The sequence below is a fragment of the Propylenella binzhouense genome, from assembly GCF_009866965.1.
GTDB classification, from domain to species: Bacteria; Pseudomonadota; Alphaproteobacteria; order Rhizobiales; family Afifellaceae; genus Propylenella; species Propylenella binzhouense.
Window position 1 is genome coordinate 17,321 of sequence record NZ_SPKJ01000013.1, and the last position, 19,623, is coordinate 36,943.

The window sequence follows — 19,623 nt, forward strand, 5'->3', positions numbered from 1 at the left end:
CGAATTCTCCGGAGAATCCCGAAACGGCCTGATACCCGATCGGACCGGCTGATCTGAATCAAAAAGCATTTCATGGTTTAACGGCCGCTTAGCGACGATCCCTGCGGCCGGATTCGGACCGTCAGCCGCCCTTCTTCGGACGCCCGGCGGCCCAGCCCGGCTTCACCACCTGACGGGCGCGGCCGAGCGCGAGCGCGTCCGGCTCGACATCGTCCGTGATCACGCTTCCCGAGGCGACATAGGCGCCGTCCCCGATCGTGACCGGCGCGACGAGCGCGCTGTTGGACCCGATGAAGGCGTTCCGGCCGATCTCGGTATGATGCTTGTACACGCCGTCATAATTGCAGGTGATCGTGCCGGCGCCGATATTCGTCCCGGCTCCGATATGGGCGTCGCCGATATAGGTCAGGTGGTTCACCTTCACGCCCGCGTCGAGCACGGCGTTCTTGATCTCGCAGAAGTTCCCGACATGGACCCCCTCGCCGACATCCGCGCCCGGCCGGAGGCGGGCGAACGGGCCGACCAGCGCGCCGCTCCGGATCCGGGCGCCCTCGATGTGGCAGAAGGCGCGGATCTCGACATCGTCCTCGACCTCGACGCCCGGCGCGAAGACGACGTTCTGTCCGATCGTCACGTCGCGGCCGAGCCGCGTGTCGTGGGCGAAGTGGACGGTCTCGGGCGCGAGCAGCGTCGCGCCCTCGGCCATCGCGTCGGCCCGGCGGCGGTCCTGGTAGAGCCGCTCCGCCGCGCCAAGCTGGGCGCGCGTATTGATGCCGAACACCTCCGCCGCCGCGATCTCCACCGCCGCCACGCGCAGGCCCCGCCCGTTCGCGATCGCGACCGCATCGGTCAGATAGTACTCGCCCTGCGCGTTCCGGTTGCCGACGGACTCGAGGAGATCGAGCGCGAGCGCTCCCCGAAGCGCCATGACGCCGCCATTGCAGAGCGGAATCGCGCGCTCCGCCTCGCTCGCATCCTTGTGCTCGCGGATCGCGACGAGCTGGCCCTCCTCGACGATGAGCCGCCCGTAACCGGTCGGATCGTCCGGCACCATGCCGCCGACCACGATCGCGGCGCCCTCGCCGAGCGGTGCCCGCACGCGCGCGATCGTCGCCGGCGAGACGAACGGCGTGTCGCCGAACACGACCAGGAGATCGTCGCAGCCCGCCGCCAGCGCCTCCCGCGCCGCGAGCACGGCATGCGCCGTGCCGAGCCGCTCGTGCTGGACATGGATCGTGGCGCCCGGCGCATGGCGCGCGACCGCATCGGCGACCGGGCCGTGATCGGGCCCGATCACCACCGCGATTCGGTCGGCGCCACCTGCCGCCACCGCGCGCAGCACATGCGCGATCATCGGCAGATGCGCGATCGGGTGCAGCACCTTCGGCAGACGGGATTTCATCCGGGTCCCCTCGCCCGCGGCGAGGACAACGGCGAGACAGGTGCGCATCGGCGGTTCGGCTCCCCTCCCCGGGCGAGCACTGCCGCCGAAACATCGGCCGCTTGTCCCGGACCGGTCCGTGCGTTACCCCAAAACCCCGCCCCGAGGAACCCGCGTGCCTTCGATGCCGCTGCCGAAATCCGGGCGCGTCGCGGATTTCGCCGTGATCGCGCTGATGCCGCTCTTCTTCGCCTCGAATCTCGTGATCGGACGCGCCGCGGTCGCCCAGGTCCATCCGTGGACGCTCGCCGCGCTGCGCTGGTGGGTGGCGCTCGCGATCCTGCTGCCCTTCGCGTCCGCGCCTCTCCACGCCCACCGGCGCGCGCTCGCCCGGGACTGGCCCCTCGTCCTCGCCCTCGGATCCCTCGGCATGGCCGTCTCCGGCGGGGTCGTCTATCTCGGGCTCGAGCGCACGACCGCCACAAACGCGATCCTGATCCACACCTCGTCGACCGTGATGATCCTGATCCTGGAGCGGATCTTCCGGGGCCGCGCGATCGGGCTCAGGCAGATGCTCGGCGTGGCGCTCGCCATTGCGGGTGTCGGCGTCATCGTGCTGCGTGGCGATCTCGGTGGGCTCCTCCGGCTCGAGCTCAATTCCGGCGACATCTTCATAGCGGTCGCCGCCCTCGCCTGGGCCGTCTATTCGGTCTCGCTCAGGGCGCCTTCGCTCGCACGGATTCCGAGCATGCCTCTCTTCACCGCGATCGTGATCGGCGGCGTCGTCGTGCTCACGCCGCTGATGGCATGGGAGACGTGGCACACGGGTGCGTTTCCGACCGGCGGCCGCGCCTGGGCGTCCATCGCGGGGCTTGCGCTCGTCCCCTCCGTGCTCGCCTTCTCGTTCTACCAATACGGCATCCGGCGCTTCGGGCCCGCCGTGACGGGCATGCTGCTCTACCTGATGCCGCCTTACGGCGTGCTGATGTCGGTCCTGCTCCTCGGCGAGAGCTTCCGGCCGTTCCACGTCGCCGGCATGCTCCTCGTGCTTCCCGGCGTGATGCTCGCGACCGCGCCGGCCGGCCTGGTGCGCAGCCTCGGGGGCCGCTCGTGACCGCAGGAACCGAGCTCGACCTGGAGACCGAATACAACAACCGCGCCCGCGTGCCGGAACATCCCGCGATCCTGGAGGCATGGCGCCGCGACGCCGCCGCCTACCGCACGGCGCGCGCCCCTCTGGCGAGGCTCGGCCTCGCCTACGGGCCGCATCCGCGGCAGCGCATCGACTTGTTTCCGGCCGAAGCGGAGGAAACGGCCCGGCCCGTCCTTCTCTTCGTCCACGGCGGCTATTGGCAGGCGTTCGACGGCTCCTCCTCGAGCCATCTGGCGGCAGGCGCCAATGCACGCGGGCTGGCGGTGGCGGTCATGAGCTACCGCCTCTGCCCCGAGGTCCGGCTCGCCGAGATCGTCGACGACGTACGGCAGGCGGGTCTCTTCCTCTTCCGGACGACGCACCGGCCGCTCGTCGTCTTCGGCCATTCCGCGGGCGGGCATCTGACCGCAATGGCGCTCGCCACCGACTGGAAGGCGCTCGCCCCCGGCGTGCCGCGCGACCTCGTCCGGGGCGGGCTCGCAATCTCCGGTCTCTTCGACCTCGAGCCCCTCGTCGAAACCTCGATCAACGGCGCGCTCGGCCTCGACCGGGAGATGGCGCGACGGCTGAGCCCGCTCCATCGGGATCCTGGTCGCGGGGCGCGCCTCGAAGCCTGGGTCGGCGGCGAGGAAAGCGGCGAATATCACCGGCAGAGCCGGGCCATCGTCGAGAAATGGCGGGCCCTCGGCGCCTCGACCCGGTTCGAGACGGTGCCGGGCGCGAACCATTTCACCGCCGTCGCCCCGCTCGCCGATCCCGCGAGCCCGATGACGGAGGCGCTTGTCGCACTCGCCGGCCGCTAGCCGGAGCCGCCGCCGCGCGCACGCCTGCACGCGCGGCATCGCTGTACGGTCGCGGGCGAATGCGGCATTGTCGACCGCGGGCGGAGGGAAATGCATGACGGTTCGCATGAACGGCAACGATCAGCACTGTAAGGGCTCATGAGCGTCGAAAGCCCGCTTCTCGCCAATCCGGCCCTCGCCACCAATCCGCACCTGGAAGCGGGCCGCAATCCCTTCATGGAGCGCTTCGGGAGCGTTCCGGAGCCGGCCTGGGAGGAAGCGCTCCTCGCGGCGATCTCCAAGCCCGTCTCCGACGGGCTCGCCTTTCCGCTGATGCCGCCGGCGCCGATGCAGGAGCGCATCCACGGCCATTCCAACGAGCATTCCATGCGGGAGGCGTTCGCGTTCCGCCACACCGTCATGGCGGCGGCGCACGCGCTCGGCAATCCCGTCCACGAGGACATGCGTCTGCTGGATTTCGGCAGCGGCTGGGGCCGGATCCTGCGTCCGTATCTGCGCGACCTGAAGCTTGAGAACATCTATGGCTTCGAGCCGAATCCGTGGTTCTGCCACATCGCCCGCTCGCTCAATCCCTACGTGACCTTCGTGAACGGGCCGCCCTCGCCGCCCTCGCCTTTCCGCAACGGCTTCTTCGACCTCACCGTGAGCTGGTCCGTGTTCTCGCACCTGCCCCGGGAGACCGCGGCGGCCTGGCTGCAGGACTTCGCACGGACGACGCGTCCGGGCGGCCTGATCTTCATCACCACGTGGGGGGCCCGGTTCCTCGAGCTCCTGGAAGGAGATGCCGCACGCCTCGCGGAGGGAGGCGACATTCACTGGTACCACCGCATGGTGATCGAGGCGATCGGCGACCTGACGGCGATGCGCGCGCGGCTGGAAGCAGGCGAGTTCGTCTTCGTCGCCTCCCATCCCGGCAACCCGCTCTATGGCGAGGCCTTCATGCCGGAGAAGGCTGCCAGGGCGCTCTGCACGGACGATCTGGAGCTCGTCCTCGTCAATCAGCGCACGCTCCCGCAGGATCTCTTCGTCTACCGGCGCGATGGCGCGCCCAAGCGGCGGAGCCGCCGCCAGCGTGCGATCGGCAGGCTGTCGCGCCTGGCGCGGCCGCTCAGGCGGAGGCTCCGGAACCTGCGGCCCGCGCCGTAGCCGGCGCGGCGGGAATGCGGTGCGGAACGGTGTGGACGGCGGCCCGACCGGAGGGCCGCGGTCCCTGCGGTTGGCTCGGAGCGGCGGCTATGCTAGGCAACCTCACCGGCGGGCCGGCCCGGCATGTCCGGCCGCATGTCCGCCTGCCCAGGCACGGGCGGGCGACCGGAGCCCTTAGCTCAGTGGTAGAGCAACTGACTTTTAATCAGTAGGTCGTGGGTTCGACCCCCACAGGGCTCACCAATTTCTCTTTATCAATCAGCAAGTTAGATGATTCGGTCTACTTATGGCGAGCAGCGTTGAAGCGCCGGGGTTCTGTATGGGTTCCTAATTTCTGCTCACGCGGATTTGAATGCGAGAAGCGCCCGAAGTTTGCCACTTGATCCGTCTTTCTACCTCCGCCGTGCCCTCGAGGCCTCCGGCGCCGAGCGGTTGCCTAGAACGGCAGTGGACTAGGGTGAGACAAAAAAAGGGCGGGTGAACTTGCCAATAGCAGCAAACGACCGACCGCTCTCGGATGACGATTTCCTCGTCGCCATAGCCGCAGAGCGACGCCAGGACTGGACCGTAGCTCGCGCCTTCGCAGAGGCCTGCGCCGCCGGTGATGTTGAGCTCATGCACCGAGCCGTCGACGCCTTGGATAGCACCACCATCGACGGGTGGCGGTTCGCGATGCGCGCGGTCGCCCGGCTGCCGATCGTCAGTGACGAAATTCGCGCAGCCTTCCTGCCGGTTTGGATCGAGCACAAGATGCTACCGCTTAAAGTCGGACATAGGCCCACAATGGCCGCGGCGCTTCGCATGCTGCTCCCAAGCAACCATTCGGGAGGACCGATACACATTTTCCGCGGCACGCGGGCTCAGGAACGGCGGAGGCGCCTTTACGGATTCTCGTGGTCCAGCCGAATTGATGTCGCACGCGGGTTCGCTGAGCACTGGGCCGAATTGGCCGGCGGCGCGGTGGTTCTGGAAGCGCTGGCGCACTCCTCGGCTATCCTTCTCGTGCGCGAGGAAGAGGGATATTACGACGAGGGAGAGATCGTCATTGATCCGTTCCGGCTCGGCAGTGTCACGGTAGCGGAGCGCCTTCCGAACCCCGGTAGCCCACATACCGGAAGAGACGCTCCCGGTTAACTATCCCTACGCTAGATGCCTCGCCACTTTGCCAGACCTCCGCTCTTCACTCCTGCCCTTCTTCCGCCGGATGGTCGCGAGCTCCGGCCGATCGCCGGACCGCCCGCATCAGTCCTCCTTCACCCGGTGCCGGACGCTCTCCTCGCCCTTGAGGTCGAAGCCGAGGAGGATGGATGTGCGGGCGGCTCAGCCCGTCTCGGGCGGCGCGAATGCCTCGCCGTCCCATGTCCATCCGATGCCGGTCCCGGCCGGACAGGGGATCGCCTCGCCGGCATCCGGCGTCCATTCGGCCTCGCCGTCCCAAAGCGCCACGTTGATGACGATTCCGCCCTCGACGATCGCGTATCTTTTCACTTCGCCCATCGCCCACCTCACCCGATCGAGATCACCCAGCATTCGCCCCGAGCGCCGTCGCCGCCCTTGCCGGAGACGAGGCCGTTCCGCGACGTGCCGCCGCCTCCGCCTGCACCGCCCGGAACGCCACCATTGCCGCCGGCGCCGCCGTTGACCGCATTGCCTCCGGCCCCGCCTGCGCCCGAGGCGGCGGAGGTGAGCATGGCCTCCAAACCGGATATGCTCGCGCCAATCCCTCCGGCGCCGCCTGGCGCGGTGCCGCCGATCGCTTGCGCGATGGTGCCGACCAGCGGCCCAAATCCGCTGTTTCCACCCGCCCCCTCCACGTCGCCGGCGGTCAGGCCCCCGCCGCCGCCCGCCCCCGGCGCGTACTTTCCGCCGCCATTGTTGCCTATGCTGCCGGCCCCGGTGTTCCCTGCACCGCCGAGGACTGACCCCGACATGGGAGGCGTGTATCTGCTGCCGATGATAGAGCCAGCGGTGGAGCTGCTTGTGCTCCCTCCGGCGCCGCCTTGGCCGGTGAGCGCCCGCGCTCTGAGGGAGGGGCCAAAGGACGTGTCTCCGCCCGTACCGCCATCCGCACCGTTGCCGTCTGCCGTCGACTGCGCGGCGCCGCCGGCTCCGCCCGCGCCGATGGTCACGGAGACGGTCGCCGTTAGGCTCGACGCGACAAATTCAGCCTCCGCGAACGAGCTTGGCGCCGCGCCTGCGCCGCCCGAGCATGCGACGCCCGCGCCTCGCAACGCGCCAGAGCCGCCGCCGCCGCCCCCCGAGACACAGGCGACCTTGACCAGCTTCGCCCATGCGGGCTTCGTCCAGGTGCCGGACGATGTAAACTTGTCCACCTGGACCTTCACGGCGGACGCCGCCTCCTCCGGCGAATCCTCCCACGTCACCGGATCAAGCGACGTAACCCACCGGCTCGTGCCATCGTCGAGCCGCGCGCGCGTCCCGACCTTGAGCCGCCAGACCGGGATGTCACCGAGCGCCGCCTCATCAGCGACGACGAGGTCGGCGCCGGCGACGTCATCGACGTCCATGACGGCATATTGGTCGGTCGGATCGGCGCGTCCGATCCGGCCGATAGCGTGGTGTACGACGTCAGCCATCACGCAATCTCCATGACGACGGAATCGGAGGAAGTCGGGTTGGGGGTGCGCAGGAGCAGATAGTCGCGCGTGGTGCCGTCGGCGGTCACGGACACCGTGTCGACGGCGGGCACGGTCTCGAAGCCGAGCACCTTGTAGCTCGCCGGCTCGCCCCAGCCCGCGGGATAGGCGTAGTAGACGTAGTTGCTGCCGCCGTTGACCGAGGCGTCGGCCACGAAGGACCGGGTGACGGTCGTGGCGCGCTCGCTGCTGCCGAGCGCCACGATACCGGCGCTGCCGAGTGTGGCGTATGGCGAGACGCCCCAATAGACGAGCGGCGCCGCGCTCAGCGGCCCGGTTAGGACGGTCGCGAGCTCGGAGCGCGACAGCACGCGGGACCAGGCCAGGAAGCGCCTGTGCCGCGCCTGCAGCGGAGCGGAGTGCCCCCCGAAATAGAGCGTCTGGACGTCGGCCGGCGGTCTCACCGAGATCACGCCAGTCTTGACCGGACTGCCGGCGCTCTCGCGCCAGAAGGCGTAATAGCCCTTGGCGTCGAGTGTGATAGCCATGGAAAACGGCTCGTCGCGCGGGATCGCTTCCGAATAGAAAACCGTGCTTGTGGCCGCGCTGTAGTTCGGCGCGAAAATGAAAGCATTGTTGGCGTAGTAGAGCAGAAGCCCAGGATGGAGAAACAGTGGATCATAGGTTGAAAGAAGACGCACAGTTCCGGAGAGCGTGACGGAGCTCGGCAGTTCGAACCGAAACAGGAAGGTGAGGCCGGCACTGAGCGATTCCGCCGGCGCGCCGGAGGCGAGCACCAGGTTCTGCGGCGGCGACGTGCCGAAGTCGAAGACCGGCGCGCCGTCAAATACGGGGTCCTCGGTGCGTCCGGGATAATCGAAGGCCCCGCTCTTCGTCCATGTGCGGCCGGAAGCGCGGTCGATAACCGGACCTGGGGCGCCGTAGTCCGATGCGTCAGCCCAGGCATAAAGGCCGGGGATCGAGCTGTAAGGCTCGTAACCTGTCTTGGGCTTGTAGCGCGGCAGGTCCGTCCGCCCCGAGGCTAGCGAAGATCGGAAAGCAAAGGCGGTCATAGGAACCTCGAGGTGCTGGTGACAGGAGCGTCGGAGATCATTCCGGCAACCACGGCGGCCGATAGTCTGCGCCCATCTCCTCCGCTCGCCTTGCCGCTGTCTCGGGCCGGAGGCGCGACTGGTTGGTGATCCGGAGCGCGCGGGCAAGCGCCGTCATCATGCGCACATGCCGGTCCAGCGTGGCCGTCAGCTTGGCGAGCCGATCAATGCCGCCCTCGGCTTTGATCCATTCGGGCTCGTATCGGTCTATCTCGGCGCCGATGAACGCCGCCCGCGTCGCCGCCCGGCAATATTCGGCCAGGAGCTTGTGTGTCTCGCGCGGAAACCAGTCGGCAGGGAGCCGCTGCACGACTTCGCGCCAGACAGCGGCTTGCTGATTGGTGAGCCCGCCCGGAGGCGAGGGCCGCGCTGCCGATAGCGGGGTGATGACCGCCAGTTCAGCCGATGATTTTCGTCCGCGCTTCATCGGAAAAATCCACGTTTATGACAGGTTGCCTACCCGCGCCGATCCCTGGAACATCGCCCCGAACTTTCGATCCACGCCCCCCCGGTCATTGCAGCGTCTCCCCATCGCGATCGATGAACGCGGCGAGCTCGGCGACGAGCCGAGGCCGAATAGTCTTGAAGTCTTCGGCGCACTGGTCGAGATGGTCCGCCACCTCCTCAGCCGTCGCGCCTCGGGCGACGAGCGCGGCTGCCGAGTCGTGGAAAACCTCGGCCACGCGGGCGTCGACCAATTCGAGTGCTCGCTGCAGCGCCTCAGCGTTCGTCATGTGCCCCTCGCGTGCTCTTCGCCGCTGCCATGAAGGCGCGGGCTTCCTTCGGTACCTTCGGCCGTGCGGCGAGCTGCCACGCTGCCTTGGCTTCGCCCGGTATTTCACCCGGCTGCGTGTCGCGAAGCGCGACCCACATTGCTGAGTCTTGAGTGACCACAGAGCCGCGGCGGTAGCCGATCGCGCGTTGGTGGACGCCCTCGTACCGGATGCCGCCGGCCTCGAGCGCGGCGATGCGATCCGACAAAAGCCGCTGTCGAAGGTTCAACTCGTTGAGTGCGAAGACATAGTTTTGGGCGAGCAGCACCTCGACAGTCTTGAGGCTGACAGTCACCCGCGCGTCTGCTTCCGATATGCCTGCAGCGGTCTTGATACCGAACGCCTCGGCCGCCGCGACCAAATCCTCATCCTCGAGGATTTCCCCTTGGCGGAGCGCATCGAATAGAGATTCGGCGCGGGCGTCGGTCATGAGCCGGACCCTACCGTCTCGCCCCAGGACACATCCGTGACCATCGCAACTGCAGTGTCGTCGAGGCGGCGGACACCGAACCAGATCGTTACCAAGGCGCCGACGCTATTGGTCTGGAAAAGCGAGATGACATCGGTAGCGGCTGGCGTCGTCGCGTCCATTGTCGGCTCGGCTGCCATCGCTACCGTCGTATCGCCGGAGGCTGTGACGGTGATGGCCTCGAGATCGCCGCCGAGGCGCTGACCATCGAAGAGCGCGATTGTCCCGGACGCAAGCGCGTCGCTCACGATTGCCGGAACGCCGAGGATCGTTCCGCCGGTGAGATCGAAATCCGGGAAGGTTTTGATTCCGGAGGTCCAAGAGAGAAGAGCCGCCTGACGCGCGACATCGGGCGCCAGGCCGAAGACCGGCCGCGAATCGACCGTAAGGCCGACGGCCGTGACGAGCGCGCGAATGTCCTCGGTCGCGGCAGCGGCGTCCGTCCCGGATGACGGAATGCTTGGCGTGCCGCTGTCAGTGACGGTGGAAAGAAAGCCCTCGTCGGTCGTCGCCGAAACGGCACGCCGCAACTCCCGAGTGATGAAAGCTTCGGCTGCCGATCCTCCGGATCGGACCAGTTCCTTTGTGAGAACGATGATGCCCGCGGCTTTTTGGAGGTCGATGAGATCGCCCTCAACCTCAAGCTTGCGGACTGGCACCGCCGCGCCCTCGCCCGCCAAAAAGGCGGTTGCGCGCGCGGTGGTCGCACTGAGGCGCGTCTCGAGGGGAAGCCGGATCATCGCGCCGGATTCGAGGAGAGAGAAGAAAATCGAGGCGTTGCGGAGCGATGCGGCGAAGGTGGTCGAGATGGTCCGAACATCGGTCAGACCGGCCGCGGTGGGATCTCCGGTGTGCATCGCGCTCGATTTGATGGCATGGTCCACGCGCGCCGCGACACCCGATCGAATTGCGCGCTGGACGCTATCGGGCGCGCCGATCCGCGCGGCAACATCGGCCGTGTCTTCATGGCCTACGGCTGCCAATGCAGCAGCCTTGGCCCACAAGGTGAGGCCCGCTGCATCGGCGACGCGCGGAATAGAGATGGCTGCTTTCACGCGAATTGCTCCCAACACTTTCTTGGAAGCTACACCCGCTCGCAGAGCCATGCCGTTACACGTAACGGTTATTCGATCTCTTCGACGCTCACCGCGACCAGATTGTCAATGAGCTGTTCCAGGCCGACCCGAATGCTCGCGAGATCATCGGCCTTGGCTGGCGGGAGAAGGCCGAGTTCGGTGAGGAGGTCGGCCACGGCGGCCTCGTCTACTTCGATCGGCAGAACCCGGAGCCCCCGCGCCTGCCGGCGCCTGTAGCGCCGCTGCCGCTCACCGCTCATGAGAGATACCGGGGGGGAGAGCCGATAGGGCAATGAAGCCGCCCAGGGACCAGTGTGGGCTCAAAAATTCTCGCAAAACCAGATTGACGCCTTTGGGCATCAATCGTGGCAGGGATCGGTACGGGGAGGATTTTCTGCCCAACTTGGGCAGAAAATGGAGCGTGGTCGGCCTGACAAACTGGCCCAAGTTGGGCCGGTTTTCGGTGGGCGTCGAGGTGTTGCATCTTGCAACGAAACCTTCTCGGCACTCAGCCGAACCCACAACGCGGTCTGCTCGTCGCGTTGTTTCGAGCGCCCGCGCGAAGCGCCGCCCGCGATTTTTGAGCCGATTTGCTCGGGAAAATGGCTTGGAAGAGGTCCGATTGCCATCTCTCGCCCGGTGCCCCCCGAGATATCTAGATAGTAGTGACGGAAACCGCACTGAGCCCTGTAGTGACGGAAACCGCACTATGGAATCGGCCGTTTCAGTGCGGAAACCATCACCGAACATTGGCAGAAACCGGCACTGGAGATTTTTCTCGAGGCGCGCGGACCTGACGACTGCGCGGCGGGATTTCGCGGGCCTTTCGGGCGCGTGATTCGGCCTCTTCAATCGTCCTGATCGATCGCCATTCGTCGGTCGGGTTCGCCGCTTCGGTGTGGCGATACGTGAGGCGGAACTTGTTGGGCGCGCGATGCTCAGCATTTCCGGCGCGGCCGTGCTCTGTCACCTCGACGAAGCCAAGGGCTTCGGCTTCGCGTATTGCCGGCGCGATCGCGTGACGATGAATGCCATATCGCTCGAACTGATCGAACGTGACCGGCAGTCTCCCGTTGTCCATGCCGCCGTGCGACGCCAGCTCGATTTCCAGGCGATCAAGAACCCGGCGCGCCGAGAGGCTGAGGACGCGAAATGCGGGGGAGTCGATCATCTCGATCGTTCGGGCGGCGAACTGGCCTGCAATCTTCGTCCTGCGCTTGCTGCGCCCGGTCGCGTCATGCTGCCGACCCTTGATCGGGCGGCCGTTCACGCCGCGCCCCCAGGCTGTAGGACGAGGTGCCAAAGCTCCGTGCGGATGGCGCACTCGAGGGAATGAACTTGCACCTGCACGGCCTCCTCGGAGAGCCCGCGACGCCGCATCGCCGCGGCCTGCCGGTTGAGGATATCGGCGATCAGCCGCTCGGCCGTCCGCGAAGTCGGCGCATCGGCGACGCGCGCCGCTTGCTTGCAGACGAAGGCGCGGCGCCGGACGATCGGGAAGGCGATGATCTCAGCCATGATCTGCCTCCCGTTCGGCAATGCGCGCCGCGAAGGCCGGTTCGGCAGTCGACCGAAGCGCACCCAAAAGTACGTTGTGGATGCACGCCGACTCAAAGAAGCGGTCCGCCGCCTCGCGCTCGCAGCCGTCTCCTGCGAGCCATTCGTCAGCCAGCCGGCGAGCGTGCTTTGCAGCCCATTCGTGCAAAGCGGGCGAGAAGGCCGAGGCTGTCATCGGCTCTTCCCCTCAGCCGGATCAAGCTCGCGATCGCAAGCTGCGTCGGCAAGCCATACCTCGCCGTCGACGACGGCGGGCGCCGGTGGGACGGCCCAGGCTTGCCGTTGATCGAATGCTTCGGTCGCGGCGAGGGACGGCTCGTTGTCGACATCGTCTACCCCGTCGAGCTCGTCGACGAGTGCAATGAGGTTTTCGATCGTTTCCACGAGGATGGCTCGCATGCGCAACGCGCTCGCCACGTTGCGGTCCATCGGCGGGACCAGTTGCGGCTCAGCGTCGGGGATGCACGCCGCGATGAAGCCGAGCGCGGCTGCGCGGGGATCAGCAAACATCGGCGCGCTCCCTCTCATCGGCAAGCGCGCGGCCGCGCTTGAAGGCATCGCTATGCAGTTGTCTCGCGTCTGCCAGTCGGTGCGAGGCCACGACGGCCAGCGTCGAAATCATGTCGACAATTGCGGCGTCCAATGGCTCGGCCGCGCGGTGATGGTCGATCAGGAGCTGCACTGCAGCGTCGACAAGGCCGGTGGCCTCGGCCAGCGGCTCCTCGAGATCGTGCATTGCGGCGCGGAACGGATCGGGATGGTCGTGCACGGTCACGCCCTCCCGGCCTGGTCACGCTCGGCGATGCGGGCTGCGATCCAGGCATTGATTTCGTTGGCGACAAATGCCTTCCGACCCGGTGTCACCTGCACCGGCTTAGGGAAGGTCGGATCGTCTTTAGAGAGCTTCCAGAGAGACGTCCGGCCGACATTTAGCCGGTCCATCACCCGCCTGATCGAGAGCAATTCCATTTGTGTCCATCTCCCTTCATTGGAGTTCGGACACTGAATTTACGCACGTCTCGGCCGCTGTAATTCAGAGCTATCACACAATCTGGTTCTTAACTCTGAATTCGCGCCACGAATCAACTGCAGCACGAGGGTTTCCCTCCAGTCCCAACGCATCGAAGACATCAATCACGAGATCTGCAAAAGGACCTGCTTCCGTCATGCTTTTCGGCGCAGGTGTGCCTTTTCGTTCGGCCCATATCGTCCGGAGGCGTTCGACGATGCCCACGCTCACGAAGTCTCTCCGACCTAGTGACGGCGCCGCATCAATAACCTCATTTCCTACTTGGCTCATCGCGTCAATTATGAGATCCAATACACCGACTATAGTTAGGGAGAGCGGATTTTCGGAGTACAACCCCCTCCCAGACTCGTCTTCTATTTTATGCATCGAGTAACTATGTATTTCCATCCGAGCCCTAATATCTGAATGTAATATCTTCCACGCCTTGGTGAGAGCCCTGGCACATTTCTGCACCTCAGCAAGATGCTCTCGTTCTTGTCGCTGGTTCATTGCTCCTGACCCTCCCGCAGGGAGCCAAAGAGCCATCATCAGCGCTTCCGCATTCTCAGCGTTTGGATCGGGCTGCGGGCCTAGGTGGCGACAGAGCACTTCATCCAAAGTAGCCATACGTCTGTCGAACTCTTCGTCCGACCATCCGCTGAAGGTGTTCATGAAACCGCCTCCGCCCGGAGCGGCACAATCTTCGCCTTTCGGCCAGCGACGATCGCGTCCAGATGCTCCGCCCATTGGTCGAGCGCCCGGCGCTTCTCCGGCTCGTACTGGTTGCGGTTGTAGACCCCGGCGACGCCTGCCCGGAATCCGGAGATGTGATTGAGCACTGCCTCGACTACGTGAGGGGCAATCCCCTGCCCCGCCATCCCGGTTGCGACCGTGCGGCGGATGTCGTGCGGGGTCCACGGCTCGCGCGTCACCTGGAGCTCTCGTCGTGCCGCGCGCGCGATCGCGTTGCTTTCGATCGGCTCGCCGATGCGCGTGAAGAGCGGCGCGTCGGGTTCCTCGCCGGCCTTGCCGAGAACCGGCTCGATTGTCGCCAGCGCGGCCGTCGACAGCGGCACGACGTGCGTGAGCCCGTTCTTCGCCCGGGTGCCGGGAATAGTCCACGTAGCGGCGTCCACGTCGATCTCGCCGCGCGTCATGCCGCAGACCTCGCCAGATCGCTGCCCGGTCAGGAAAAGGAGCCGGATGATGGCTCGCGTAGCATCCGACATTCCGGCTTCGGGAAGCGCGTTCCAGATCGCCCGTACCTCGCCATCCGAGAGGACCCTGTCACGCTTCACGGCCTTTCCGCGCGGCCGGATGCCGATCGCCGGGGAGACAGACAAGTAGTCGCCGTCAACCGCCCAGTTGAACAGTTTCCGGACCACGGCGAGGATCTGCGTCGATTGGGCGACCCGGCCGGCTTCGGCCTTGGCCTCGATGATGTCGAGCACATCCCGGCGCTTGACCGCGAAAGCCTTCATGGCGCCGATCGCGGGGTAGACCTCGCGCTTGAGGAGCCGTTCGTCCTCGGCCCAGGTCTTCTTGTTCCGCTTCGCGTGCTTCTCGATGTAGAGCTCGCCCAGGGCTTCGACCGTGATTGCAGCCCGCTGCGCGCGCTTCGCGTCGGCCGGATCACCTCCTTCAGCGACCGCCGTAACCATCTTCAGAGCGGCCGTCCGCGCCTTCTCGAGGGTGACGGCGGGGTAGCGGCCGATCTTCACCCGCTGTTTCGATCCGTCGCTCTCGCGCGTGTAGACGACATTCCACGTCTTGATCCCGTTCGGGGAGACCCGAAGGGCGAGCCCGCGCACAATCTCATCCTGGTAATCCGACCGGACCTCGACCTTCACCGTGTCACAGAAGCGGCTCGTCAGGTTTTTCCGCGGCATGAGCTCCACCTACTTATGCTCGGCCTACTTATCGCGCTCTGGGTTCCGTATGGGTTCCAGAAATGCGAAACTCGACCGAACGGCCATGAACAATGTGGAACACACAGTTCGTTGTTTCACAAGGGCTTCACCGGCGTTTTGGTGTTTGTCCCCGTTCTGTGCTGTTCATCATGATGCCACTTTTAATCAGTAGGTCGTGGGTTCGACCCCCACAGGGCTCACCAAATTCTTGAAAGAAGACGGCCGCCGATCTGCGTCTTCTGAGCGAGGACCCGGATCATGCGAAGGGTCACCGGACTCGCCGGTTTCCTGAACGACATTCCCGAGCCCGTATGGCTCGGACTGGGGGCGGCCGTCGTCCTCGGCATCGTCCTGCTCGCGATCAGGGCCATCCGCTGACGGAATCTGAACGGCGCCGACCGCAGCCACGGCCGATCTCCGCGGCCGCCGATTTGGCGGTCGCCCTGCAATGCGGTCCCTCTCGCCCAGCCGGAAGGGTATCATGGCGCGATCGAATCGCTTGGCGCCCGCGGAAGCGGTCTCGGGAAGCAGACCGGGGGAGCAGACCGGGCGTTCTCGACCTTCGTGAACGTGTGCTGGCCACGTCGTGCAACCAGCTGCGGCTAAGCATCCTTAACCTGTGATAATCGAAGCAACCCGGTAAAGGAGCGCCAGATGGACAAGAGGGATGCAATGGCCCTTCTGGACGTCATGCGCCTGCAGCGCGTCCACGAACCGCCGGCGATCGAACAGGAGAAGGTCGTGCGGGCCTATCTCTCGATCCGGAACCGGCGCGGAAACGGAACACAGGCAATGACGGGCGTCCGGAGCCGGGACGCCCAAGACATCGGCTGAACCTGCCAGGGCCGGGAACGCGCAGGCCGGCCGCTCCCGTCGCGAAACCGGGCCTCTTCGCGCTCAGCCCGCCTTCGGCAGAATTTCCGGGAAGCTCCGGAGAAGAGCCTGCAGATCCGGCTCCTGCACCTTCCCCGCCGCTTCCGCCGCGTCGAACCAGGCGCGCTTCCGCTCCTCCTGCTCCGGCCAGCTCTCCTCCAGCCTCTCGACCTCGAGCGGATAGACGGTCACCCGACACGGAATGAAGTCCGTGGCCACCTGCTTGTCGTAGGTGTAGCGGCCCAGCGCGGATTTCGAAGGCCTGCCGACGACACCGGCTTCCTCATAGGCCTCGATCGCCGCCGCAACGTGGGGTGCGTGCTTCTTCATCGGCCAGCCCTTGGGAATGACCCAGCGGCCGGTGTCGCGCGAGGTCACGAGGAGCACCTCGACCGTCCCCTCCCGGCTCGTTCGATAAGGCAATGCGGCGAACTGCTTCCGCCATTTCTGTTTGGCCATGGTGCGCTGTGGAATGGTCGGTTGGCTGGGGAAATCGCGATTCGGTCGACGCAAGGCGAACGATCTGTTTCGCCCCTTTGATCCCGGTTGTCCATGTCGGCCTGCCTCGGACGCTGCCCCGACGCGATAGCGTCACGCCGCCGCCCTATCTCACGGTGCGGAACATTTCCGAGCGTGCACGCATGGCCGAGATGGAAGACACAGACGCGACCCTGATGCTCCGCGAGGTCCTCGAGATCCCGGCGGCGTCCGAGCGCCTCCTTGCGCAGCGCGCGGCCTTCGCGTCGGTGGTGGAGCGCCTGCGGCGGGAGGAGCCGCGCGTGCTCGTTGCCTGCGGGCGCGGCAGTTCCGGCCATGCAGGGCTCTATCTCAGGTATCTCGCCGAAACGCGCCTCGGGCTGCTCGCATGCAGCGCGGCGCCATCGGTGTTCACGGCTTATCGCAGCCGGCCTGACATGCGGGGCGTGCTCTATGTCGTGGTGTCCCAGTCGGGCCGCAGCCCGGACCTCGTCGCCACGACGGAAGCGGCGCGCGCGCTCGGCGCGACCACGCTCGCCATCGTGAACGACGAGTCCTCGCCGGTCGCCTCGGCCGCAGAACTCGTGCTGCCGCTCGCGGCCGGCGCGGAACGGTCCGTCGCCGCCACCAAGACCGTGGTCGCCTCGATGATCGCCTGCGCGCAGATCGTCGCCGCTCTTGCCGGAGACGGACCGCTCGCGGCCGCAGTCTCCCGCATGCCGGAGCGCCTCGCCTCGGCCCTCGCATGCGACTGGTCCGCGTGGTCGGAAGCGCTCGCGGCGGCGCCCGGGGCCTTCGTGGCGGCGCGCGGCTACGGTCTCGGGAGCGCCCGCGAAATCGCCCTCAAGCTCCTCGAGGTGCTGCGCCTGCCGGCGATCGGCCACAGCGCGGCCGAGTTTCGCCACGGCCCGCGCTCGGCGGTGACGCCGGCCACGCCCGTGCTTCTGCTGAGGCAGCCGGACGCGACTGCCGGAGGCCTCGACGAGCTTGCCCGCGATCTCCGGAGCGCCGGCGGGGCCGTCTTCCTCGCCGGCGGGCCCGACTTCCTTGCCGGCGGGAAGGGCGGAACGCTGCCCTGGCTCGGCGACGGCCATCCGGCACTCGATCCGGTGGCGATGCTCGCGCCGGCCTATCGCGCGATCGAGGCGGCGGCGCGCCGGAAGGGACTCGATCCCGACAGCCCGCCGCACCTCACCAAGGTGACCCGCACGCTCTGAAGCGCCCTCCGAAAGGCGCCTGTCCGAATGAGTGGCTCATCCCGTCTTGATCATGGCCTCCGGATGCCCAGGATCGGAGGCGAACAGGCCCGAGACGGGTCGAACGCGCGGGATCGCGCGGAAGAAGGGAGCTCCGAATTGGACGCCGCGGATCACGTCGTTGCCGATCAGAGTGCGGCCCTCGCCTTCCTCGCGGACCCGGGCACGCACGGAACGGCCGAACCGCCGACGCGTATCGACACCCACGGGGCGATCGTCTTCCTGACCGAGCGCGACGCCTACAAGGTGAAGCGCGCCGTGAGGTTCCCCTTCATGGACTATTCGACGCTTGCGAAGCGGCAGGCCGCATGCGAGGCTGAGGTCGCGGTCAATGCCGCCAACGCGCCGACCCTCTATCGCGGCGTGCTGGCGATCACCCGTAACGGGCGCGGGCTCGCGCTCGGCGGATCCGGCGAACCGGTCGAATGGCTCGTGCACATGGCCCGGTTCGACGAGCGCCAGACGCTCGACCACGTGGCGGAGCGCGGCGGACTCACCCCATCGCTGATCGGCCGGCTCGTCGAAGCGATCCTGGCTTCCCACCAGCGCGCGCCCCTTCGCGACGGCCGCGGCGCGTCGGAATCGCTCCGGCTCTACCTGCGGCAGAACGCTGCCGCCTACGCCGAATTCCCGGACCTCTTCCCGCCCGCGCGCGCGGGCGCGCTGACCGCGCGCGCCGATGCGGAGCTCGACGCGCTCTGGCCTCTCCTCCTCGAAAGGGGCCGCGCGGGCTTTGTCCGGCGCTGCCACGGAGACCTGCATCTCAGGAACATCGTCCTCCTCGACGGCGAGCCGACGCTCTTCGACGCGATCGAGTTCGACGACGCGATCGCCACCGGCGACGTGCTCTACGATCTCGCCTTCCTGCTGATGGACCTCTGGGAACGCGGCCTGAAGGCGGAGGCGAACCTCGTCCTCAACCGCTATCTCTGGGCCGGTCCCGACGCGCAGCTTCCCGGCCTTGCGGCCCTTCCGACCCTGCTCTCGATCCGCGCCGGCATCCGCGCAAAGGTGCTTGCCGCCGCGATCGCCCACCAGCCCGATGCGGAACGCGGGCGGATGGAGGCGGAGGCGCGCCGCGGCTTCGAGGCCGCGAGCGCGTTCCTGAACCCGGGACCGCCGCGTCTCGTCGCCGTCGGCGGGCTATCCGGCAGCGGCAAATCGACGCTCGCCGCAGCGCTCGCGCCCCGCCTGGGGCGCGCGCCGGGCGCGATCCATCTCCGCAGCGATATCGAGCGCAAGCGTCTCGCCGGCGTCGCCGAAACCGACCGGCTGCCGCCGGAGAGCTACACGCCCGATGCGGCCGCCCGCGTCTATGCAAGCCTGCTCGGGAAGGCGCGCACATGCCTCCGGGCGGGGCAGAGCGTCGTTCTCGACGCGGTCTATGCCGCTGCGGAGGAGCGCCGCGATGCGGAGCGCCTGGCCGCCGAACTCGGGCTCGCATTCGACGGGCTCTGGCTGAGCGCGCCCGAGGCCGTGCTCGCCCAGCGCGTGGGAAGCCGGGTGGGCGACGCCTCCGATGCCGATGCCGCCGTGGTCCGACGCCAGGCCGCCTACGATCTCGGAGCGATGAACTGGACCGAGATCGACGGCACGGGCCCGCTTGCGGCCGTGACGGCGGCAGCCGCCCGGCGCCTGGAAGCTGCCGCGGCAGGGTGATGCGGGGTGGCTGCGAGGCGAAAGGGCGCAACGCCCCCGTCGAGCCCGCCGCCCTCCGCCCTCAGCGGCAGACCTGAAGCCGGCCGTCCGGCGCGCGCAGGGTGGTGGTCGGGCTTTCCGTCACCGGGAGCGAGTCCTGGCAGCGCTGGCGCCAGCCCTCGGGATCCACGGCCCCGCTTGTGCCCGGGAGCTGCTTCACCCGCGGATCGGGGTAGATGCCGCCCGACGGGTTCATGCCGGAGCTCATCACCGCGTGGCGCCCGCCGAGCGGCTGCAGCGTTCCCGCGCCCGCCTCCGCCGTGATGCAGAGGAGGGCCATGGTCGCCGCGCAGAGCGCGAGGAATGCCGAAGGTGAGCGCCTGGGGGTCATGC

General features: G+C 67.2%; 26 protein-coding genes and 1 tRNA gene. 8 read left to right on the top strand and 19 right to left on the bottom strand.

Features of this window, described 5'->3' with window-relative positions:
* Positions 1–121: 121 nt before the first annotated feature.
* Entirely contained in the window at positions 122–1,450 is a 1,329-nt protein-coding gene (glmU, locus tag E4O86_RS06270; RefSeq protein ID WP_161139668.1) for a bifunctional UDP-N-acetylglucosamine diphosphorylase/glucosamine-1-phosphate N-acetyltransferase GlmU, read from the bottom strand.
* 115 nt (positions 1,451–1,565) lie between these two features.
* Here glmU and E4O86_RS06275 point away from each other — a divergent pair, with 115 nt between their 5' ends.
* The 5 genes from E4O86_RS06275 to E4O86_RS06295 all read left to right on the top strand — a co-directional run bounded on the left by E4O86_RS06275 (position 1,566) and on the right by E4O86_RS06295 (position 5,617).
* Positions 1,566–2,495: a DMT family transporter gene (locus tag E4O86_RS06275; RefSeq protein ID WP_246206253.1), complete on the top strand. Its 930-nt coding sequence runs from the start codon at positions 1,566–1,568 to the stop codon at positions 2,493–2,495.
* The gene (locus E4O86_RS06280; protein ID WP_161139670.1) at positions 2,492–3,337 is read left to right on the top strand and encodes an alpha/beta fold hydrolase; all 846 of its coding nucleotides are present in this window, start codon (positions 2,492–2,494) and stop codon (positions 3,335–3,337) included. The genes E4O86_RS06275 and E4O86_RS06280 overlap by 4 nt, the downstream gene beginning before the upstream one ends.
* A gap of 138 nt (positions 3,338–3,475) precedes the next feature.
* Positions 3,476–4,483, top strand: a complete 1,008-nt coding sequence (locus E4O86_RS06285; protein ID WP_161139671.1) for a class I SAM-dependent methyltransferase — start codon at positions 3,476–3,478, stop codon at positions 4,481–4,483.
* A gap of 168 nt (positions 4,484–4,651) precedes the next feature.
* Positions 4,652–4,726, top strand: a tRNA-Lys gene (locus E4O86_RS06290).
* Positions 4,727–4,966: 240 nt separating this feature from the next.
* Positions 4,967–5,617, top strand: coding sequence for a hypothetical protein (locus tag E4O86_RS06295; RefSeq protein WP_161139672.1), 651 nt, complete (start codon positions 4,967–4,969; stop codon positions 5,615–5,617).
* Between the two features lie 186 nt (positions 5,618–5,803).
* Here E4O86_RS06295 and E4O86_RS06300 read toward each other — a convergent pair whose 3' ends face one another.
* The 16 genes from E4O86_RS06300 to E4O86_RS06370 all read right to left on the bottom strand — a co-directional run bounded on the left by E4O86_RS06300 (position 5,804) and on the right by E4O86_RS06370 (position 14,965).
* Positions 5,804–5,980 carry a hypothetical protein gene (locus E4O86_RS06300; RefSeq protein ID WP_161139673.1) on the bottom strand — a complete coding sequence of 59 codons (177 nt, stop codon included), beginning with the start codon at positions 5,978–5,980 and terminating at the stop codon, positions 5,804–5,806.
* A gap of 8 nt (positions 5,981–5,988) precedes the next feature.
* A complete protein-coding gene (locus tag E4O86_RS23145; protein WP_205520737.1) occupies positions 5,989–7,080 on the bottom strand; it encodes a glycine-rich domain-containing protein in 1,092 nt (363 codons plus the stop codon).
* Positions 7,080–8,153 (bottom strand): hypothetical protein, encoded by a 1,074-nt coding sequence (locus E4O86_RS06305; protein ID WP_161139674.1) that lies wholly within the window; start codon positions 8,151–8,153, stop codon positions 7,080–7,082. The genes E4O86_RS23145 and E4O86_RS06305 overlap by 1 nt, the downstream gene beginning before the upstream one ends.
* A gap of 37 nt (positions 8,154–8,190) precedes the next feature.
* Positions 8,191–8,619 (bottom strand): hypothetical protein, encoded by a 429-nt coding sequence (locus tag E4O86_RS06310; protein ID WP_161139675.1) that lies wholly within the window; start codon positions 8,617–8,619, stop codon positions 8,191–8,193.
* Between the two features lie 85 nt (positions 8,620–8,704).
* The gene (locus tag E4O86_RS06315) at positions 8,705–8,926 is read right to left on the bottom strand and encodes a hypothetical protein (protein ID WP_161139676.1); all 222 of its coding nucleotides are present in this window, start codon (positions 8,924–8,926) and stop codon (positions 8,705–8,707) included.
* Entirely contained in the window at positions 8,913–9,395 is a 483-nt protein-coding gene (locus E4O86_RS06320; protein WP_161139677.1) for a transposase, read from the bottom strand. The genes E4O86_RS06315 and E4O86_RS06320 overlap by 14 nt, the downstream gene beginning before the upstream one ends.
* A complete protein-coding gene (locus E4O86_RS06325) occupies positions 9,392–10,489 on the bottom strand; it encodes a phage major capsid protein (RefSeq protein ID WP_161139678.1) in 1,098 nt (365 codons plus the stop codon). The genes E4O86_RS06320 and E4O86_RS06325 overlap by 4 nt, the downstream gene beginning before the upstream one ends.
* Positions 10,490–10,557: 68 nt before the next feature.
* Positions 10,558–10,770 carry a hypothetical protein gene (locus E4O86_RS06330; RefSeq protein ID WP_161139679.1) on the bottom strand — a complete coding sequence of 71 codons (213 nt, stop codon included), beginning with the start codon at positions 10,768–10,770 and terminating at the stop codon, positions 10,558–10,560.
* A gap of 479 nt (positions 10,771–11,249) precedes the next feature.
* A complete protein-coding gene (locus E4O86_RS06335; protein ID WP_161139680.1) occupies positions 11,250–11,780 on the bottom strand; it encodes a hypothetical protein in 531 nt (176 codons plus the stop codon).
* Positions 11,777–12,028, bottom strand: a complete 252-nt coding sequence (locus E4O86_RS06340) for a DUF6074 family protein (RefSeq protein WP_161139681.1) — start codon at positions 12,026–12,028, stop codon at positions 11,777–11,779. Before E4O86_RS06340 ends, E4O86_RS06335 begins: the two co-directional genes overlap by 4 nt.
* A complete protein-coding gene (locus E4O86_RS06345; RefSeq protein ID WP_161139682.1) occupies positions 12,021–12,242 on the bottom strand; it encodes a hypothetical protein in 222 nt (73 codons plus the stop codon). The genes E4O86_RS06340 and E4O86_RS06345 overlap by 8 nt, the downstream gene beginning before the upstream one ends.
* Complete coding sequence (locus tag E4O86_RS06350) at positions 12,239–12,577, bottom strand: hypothetical protein (RefSeq protein ID WP_161139683.1); 339 nt, start codon at positions 12,575–12,577, stop codon at positions 12,239–12,241. The genes E4O86_RS06345 and E4O86_RS06350 overlap by 4 nt, the downstream gene beginning before the upstream one ends.
* Positions 12,567–12,842, bottom strand: coding sequence for a hypothetical protein (locus E4O86_RS06355; protein ID WP_161139684.1), 276 nt, complete (start codon positions 12,840–12,842; stop codon positions 12,567–12,569). The genes E4O86_RS06350 and E4O86_RS06355 overlap by 11 nt, the downstream gene beginning before the upstream one ends.
* The gene (locus E4O86_RS06360; protein WP_161139685.1) at positions 12,839–13,036 is read right to left on the bottom strand and encodes a helix-turn-helix transcriptional regulator; all 198 of its coding nucleotides are present in this window, start codon (positions 13,034–13,036) and stop codon (positions 12,839–12,841) included. The genes E4O86_RS06355 and E4O86_RS06360 overlap by 4 nt, the downstream gene beginning before the upstream one ends.
* A gap of 73 nt (positions 13,037–13,109) precedes the next feature.
* Complete coding sequence (locus tag E4O86_RS06365; RefSeq protein WP_161139686.1) at positions 13,110–13,748, bottom strand: hypothetical protein; 639 nt, start codon at positions 13,746–13,748, stop codon at positions 13,110–13,112.
* Positions 13,745–14,965, bottom strand: a complete 1,221-nt coding sequence (locus E4O86_RS06370) for a tyrosine-type recombinase/integrase (RefSeq protein WP_161139687.1) — start codon at positions 14,963–14,965, stop codon at positions 13,745–13,747. The genes E4O86_RS06365 and E4O86_RS06370 overlap by 4 nt, the downstream gene beginning before the upstream one ends.
* Positions 14,966–15,640: 675 nt before the next feature.
* Here E4O86_RS06370 and E4O86_RS06375 point away from each other — a divergent pair.
* Entirely contained in the window at positions 15,641–15,820 is a 180-nt protein-coding gene (locus tag E4O86_RS06375) for a hypothetical protein (RefSeq protein ID WP_161139688.1), read from the top strand.
* Positions 15,821–15,883: 63 nt separating this feature from the next.
* Here E4O86_RS06375 and E4O86_RS06380 read toward each other — a convergent pair whose 3' ends face one another.
* Positions 15,884–16,318 (bottom strand): NUDIX hydrolase, encoded by a 435-nt coding sequence (locus tag E4O86_RS06380; protein WP_161139689.1) that lies wholly within the window; start codon positions 16,316–16,318, stop codon positions 15,884–15,886.
* A 191-nt stretch (positions 16,319–16,509) separates the two neighbouring features.
* On the opposite strand from E4O86_RS06380, the gene E4O86_RS06385 reads away from it, so the two are divergent.
* Both E4O86_RS06385 and E4O86_RS06390 read left to right on the top strand, forming a co-directional pair.
* Positions 16,510–17,553, top strand: coding sequence for an SIS domain-containing protein (locus tag E4O86_RS06385; protein WP_246206248.1), 1,044 nt, complete (start codon positions 16,510–16,512; stop codon positions 17,551–17,553).
* A gap of 138 nt (positions 17,554–17,691) precedes the next feature.
* Positions 17,692–19,251, top strand: coding sequence for a bifunctional aminoglycoside phosphotransferase/ATP-binding protein (locus E4O86_RS06390; RefSeq protein ID WP_161139690.1), 1,560 nt, complete (start codon positions 17,692–17,694; stop codon positions 19,249–19,251).
* 61 nt (positions 19,252–19,312) lie between these two features.
* On the opposite strand, the gene E4O86_RS06395 is transcribed toward E4O86_RS06390, so the two are convergent.
* Positions 19,313–19,621: a hypothetical protein gene (locus E4O86_RS06395; RefSeq protein WP_161139691.1), complete on the bottom strand. Its 309-nt coding sequence runs from the start codon at positions 19,619–19,621 to the stop codon at positions 19,313–19,315.
* Positions 19,622–19,623: the final 2 nt, after the last annotated feature.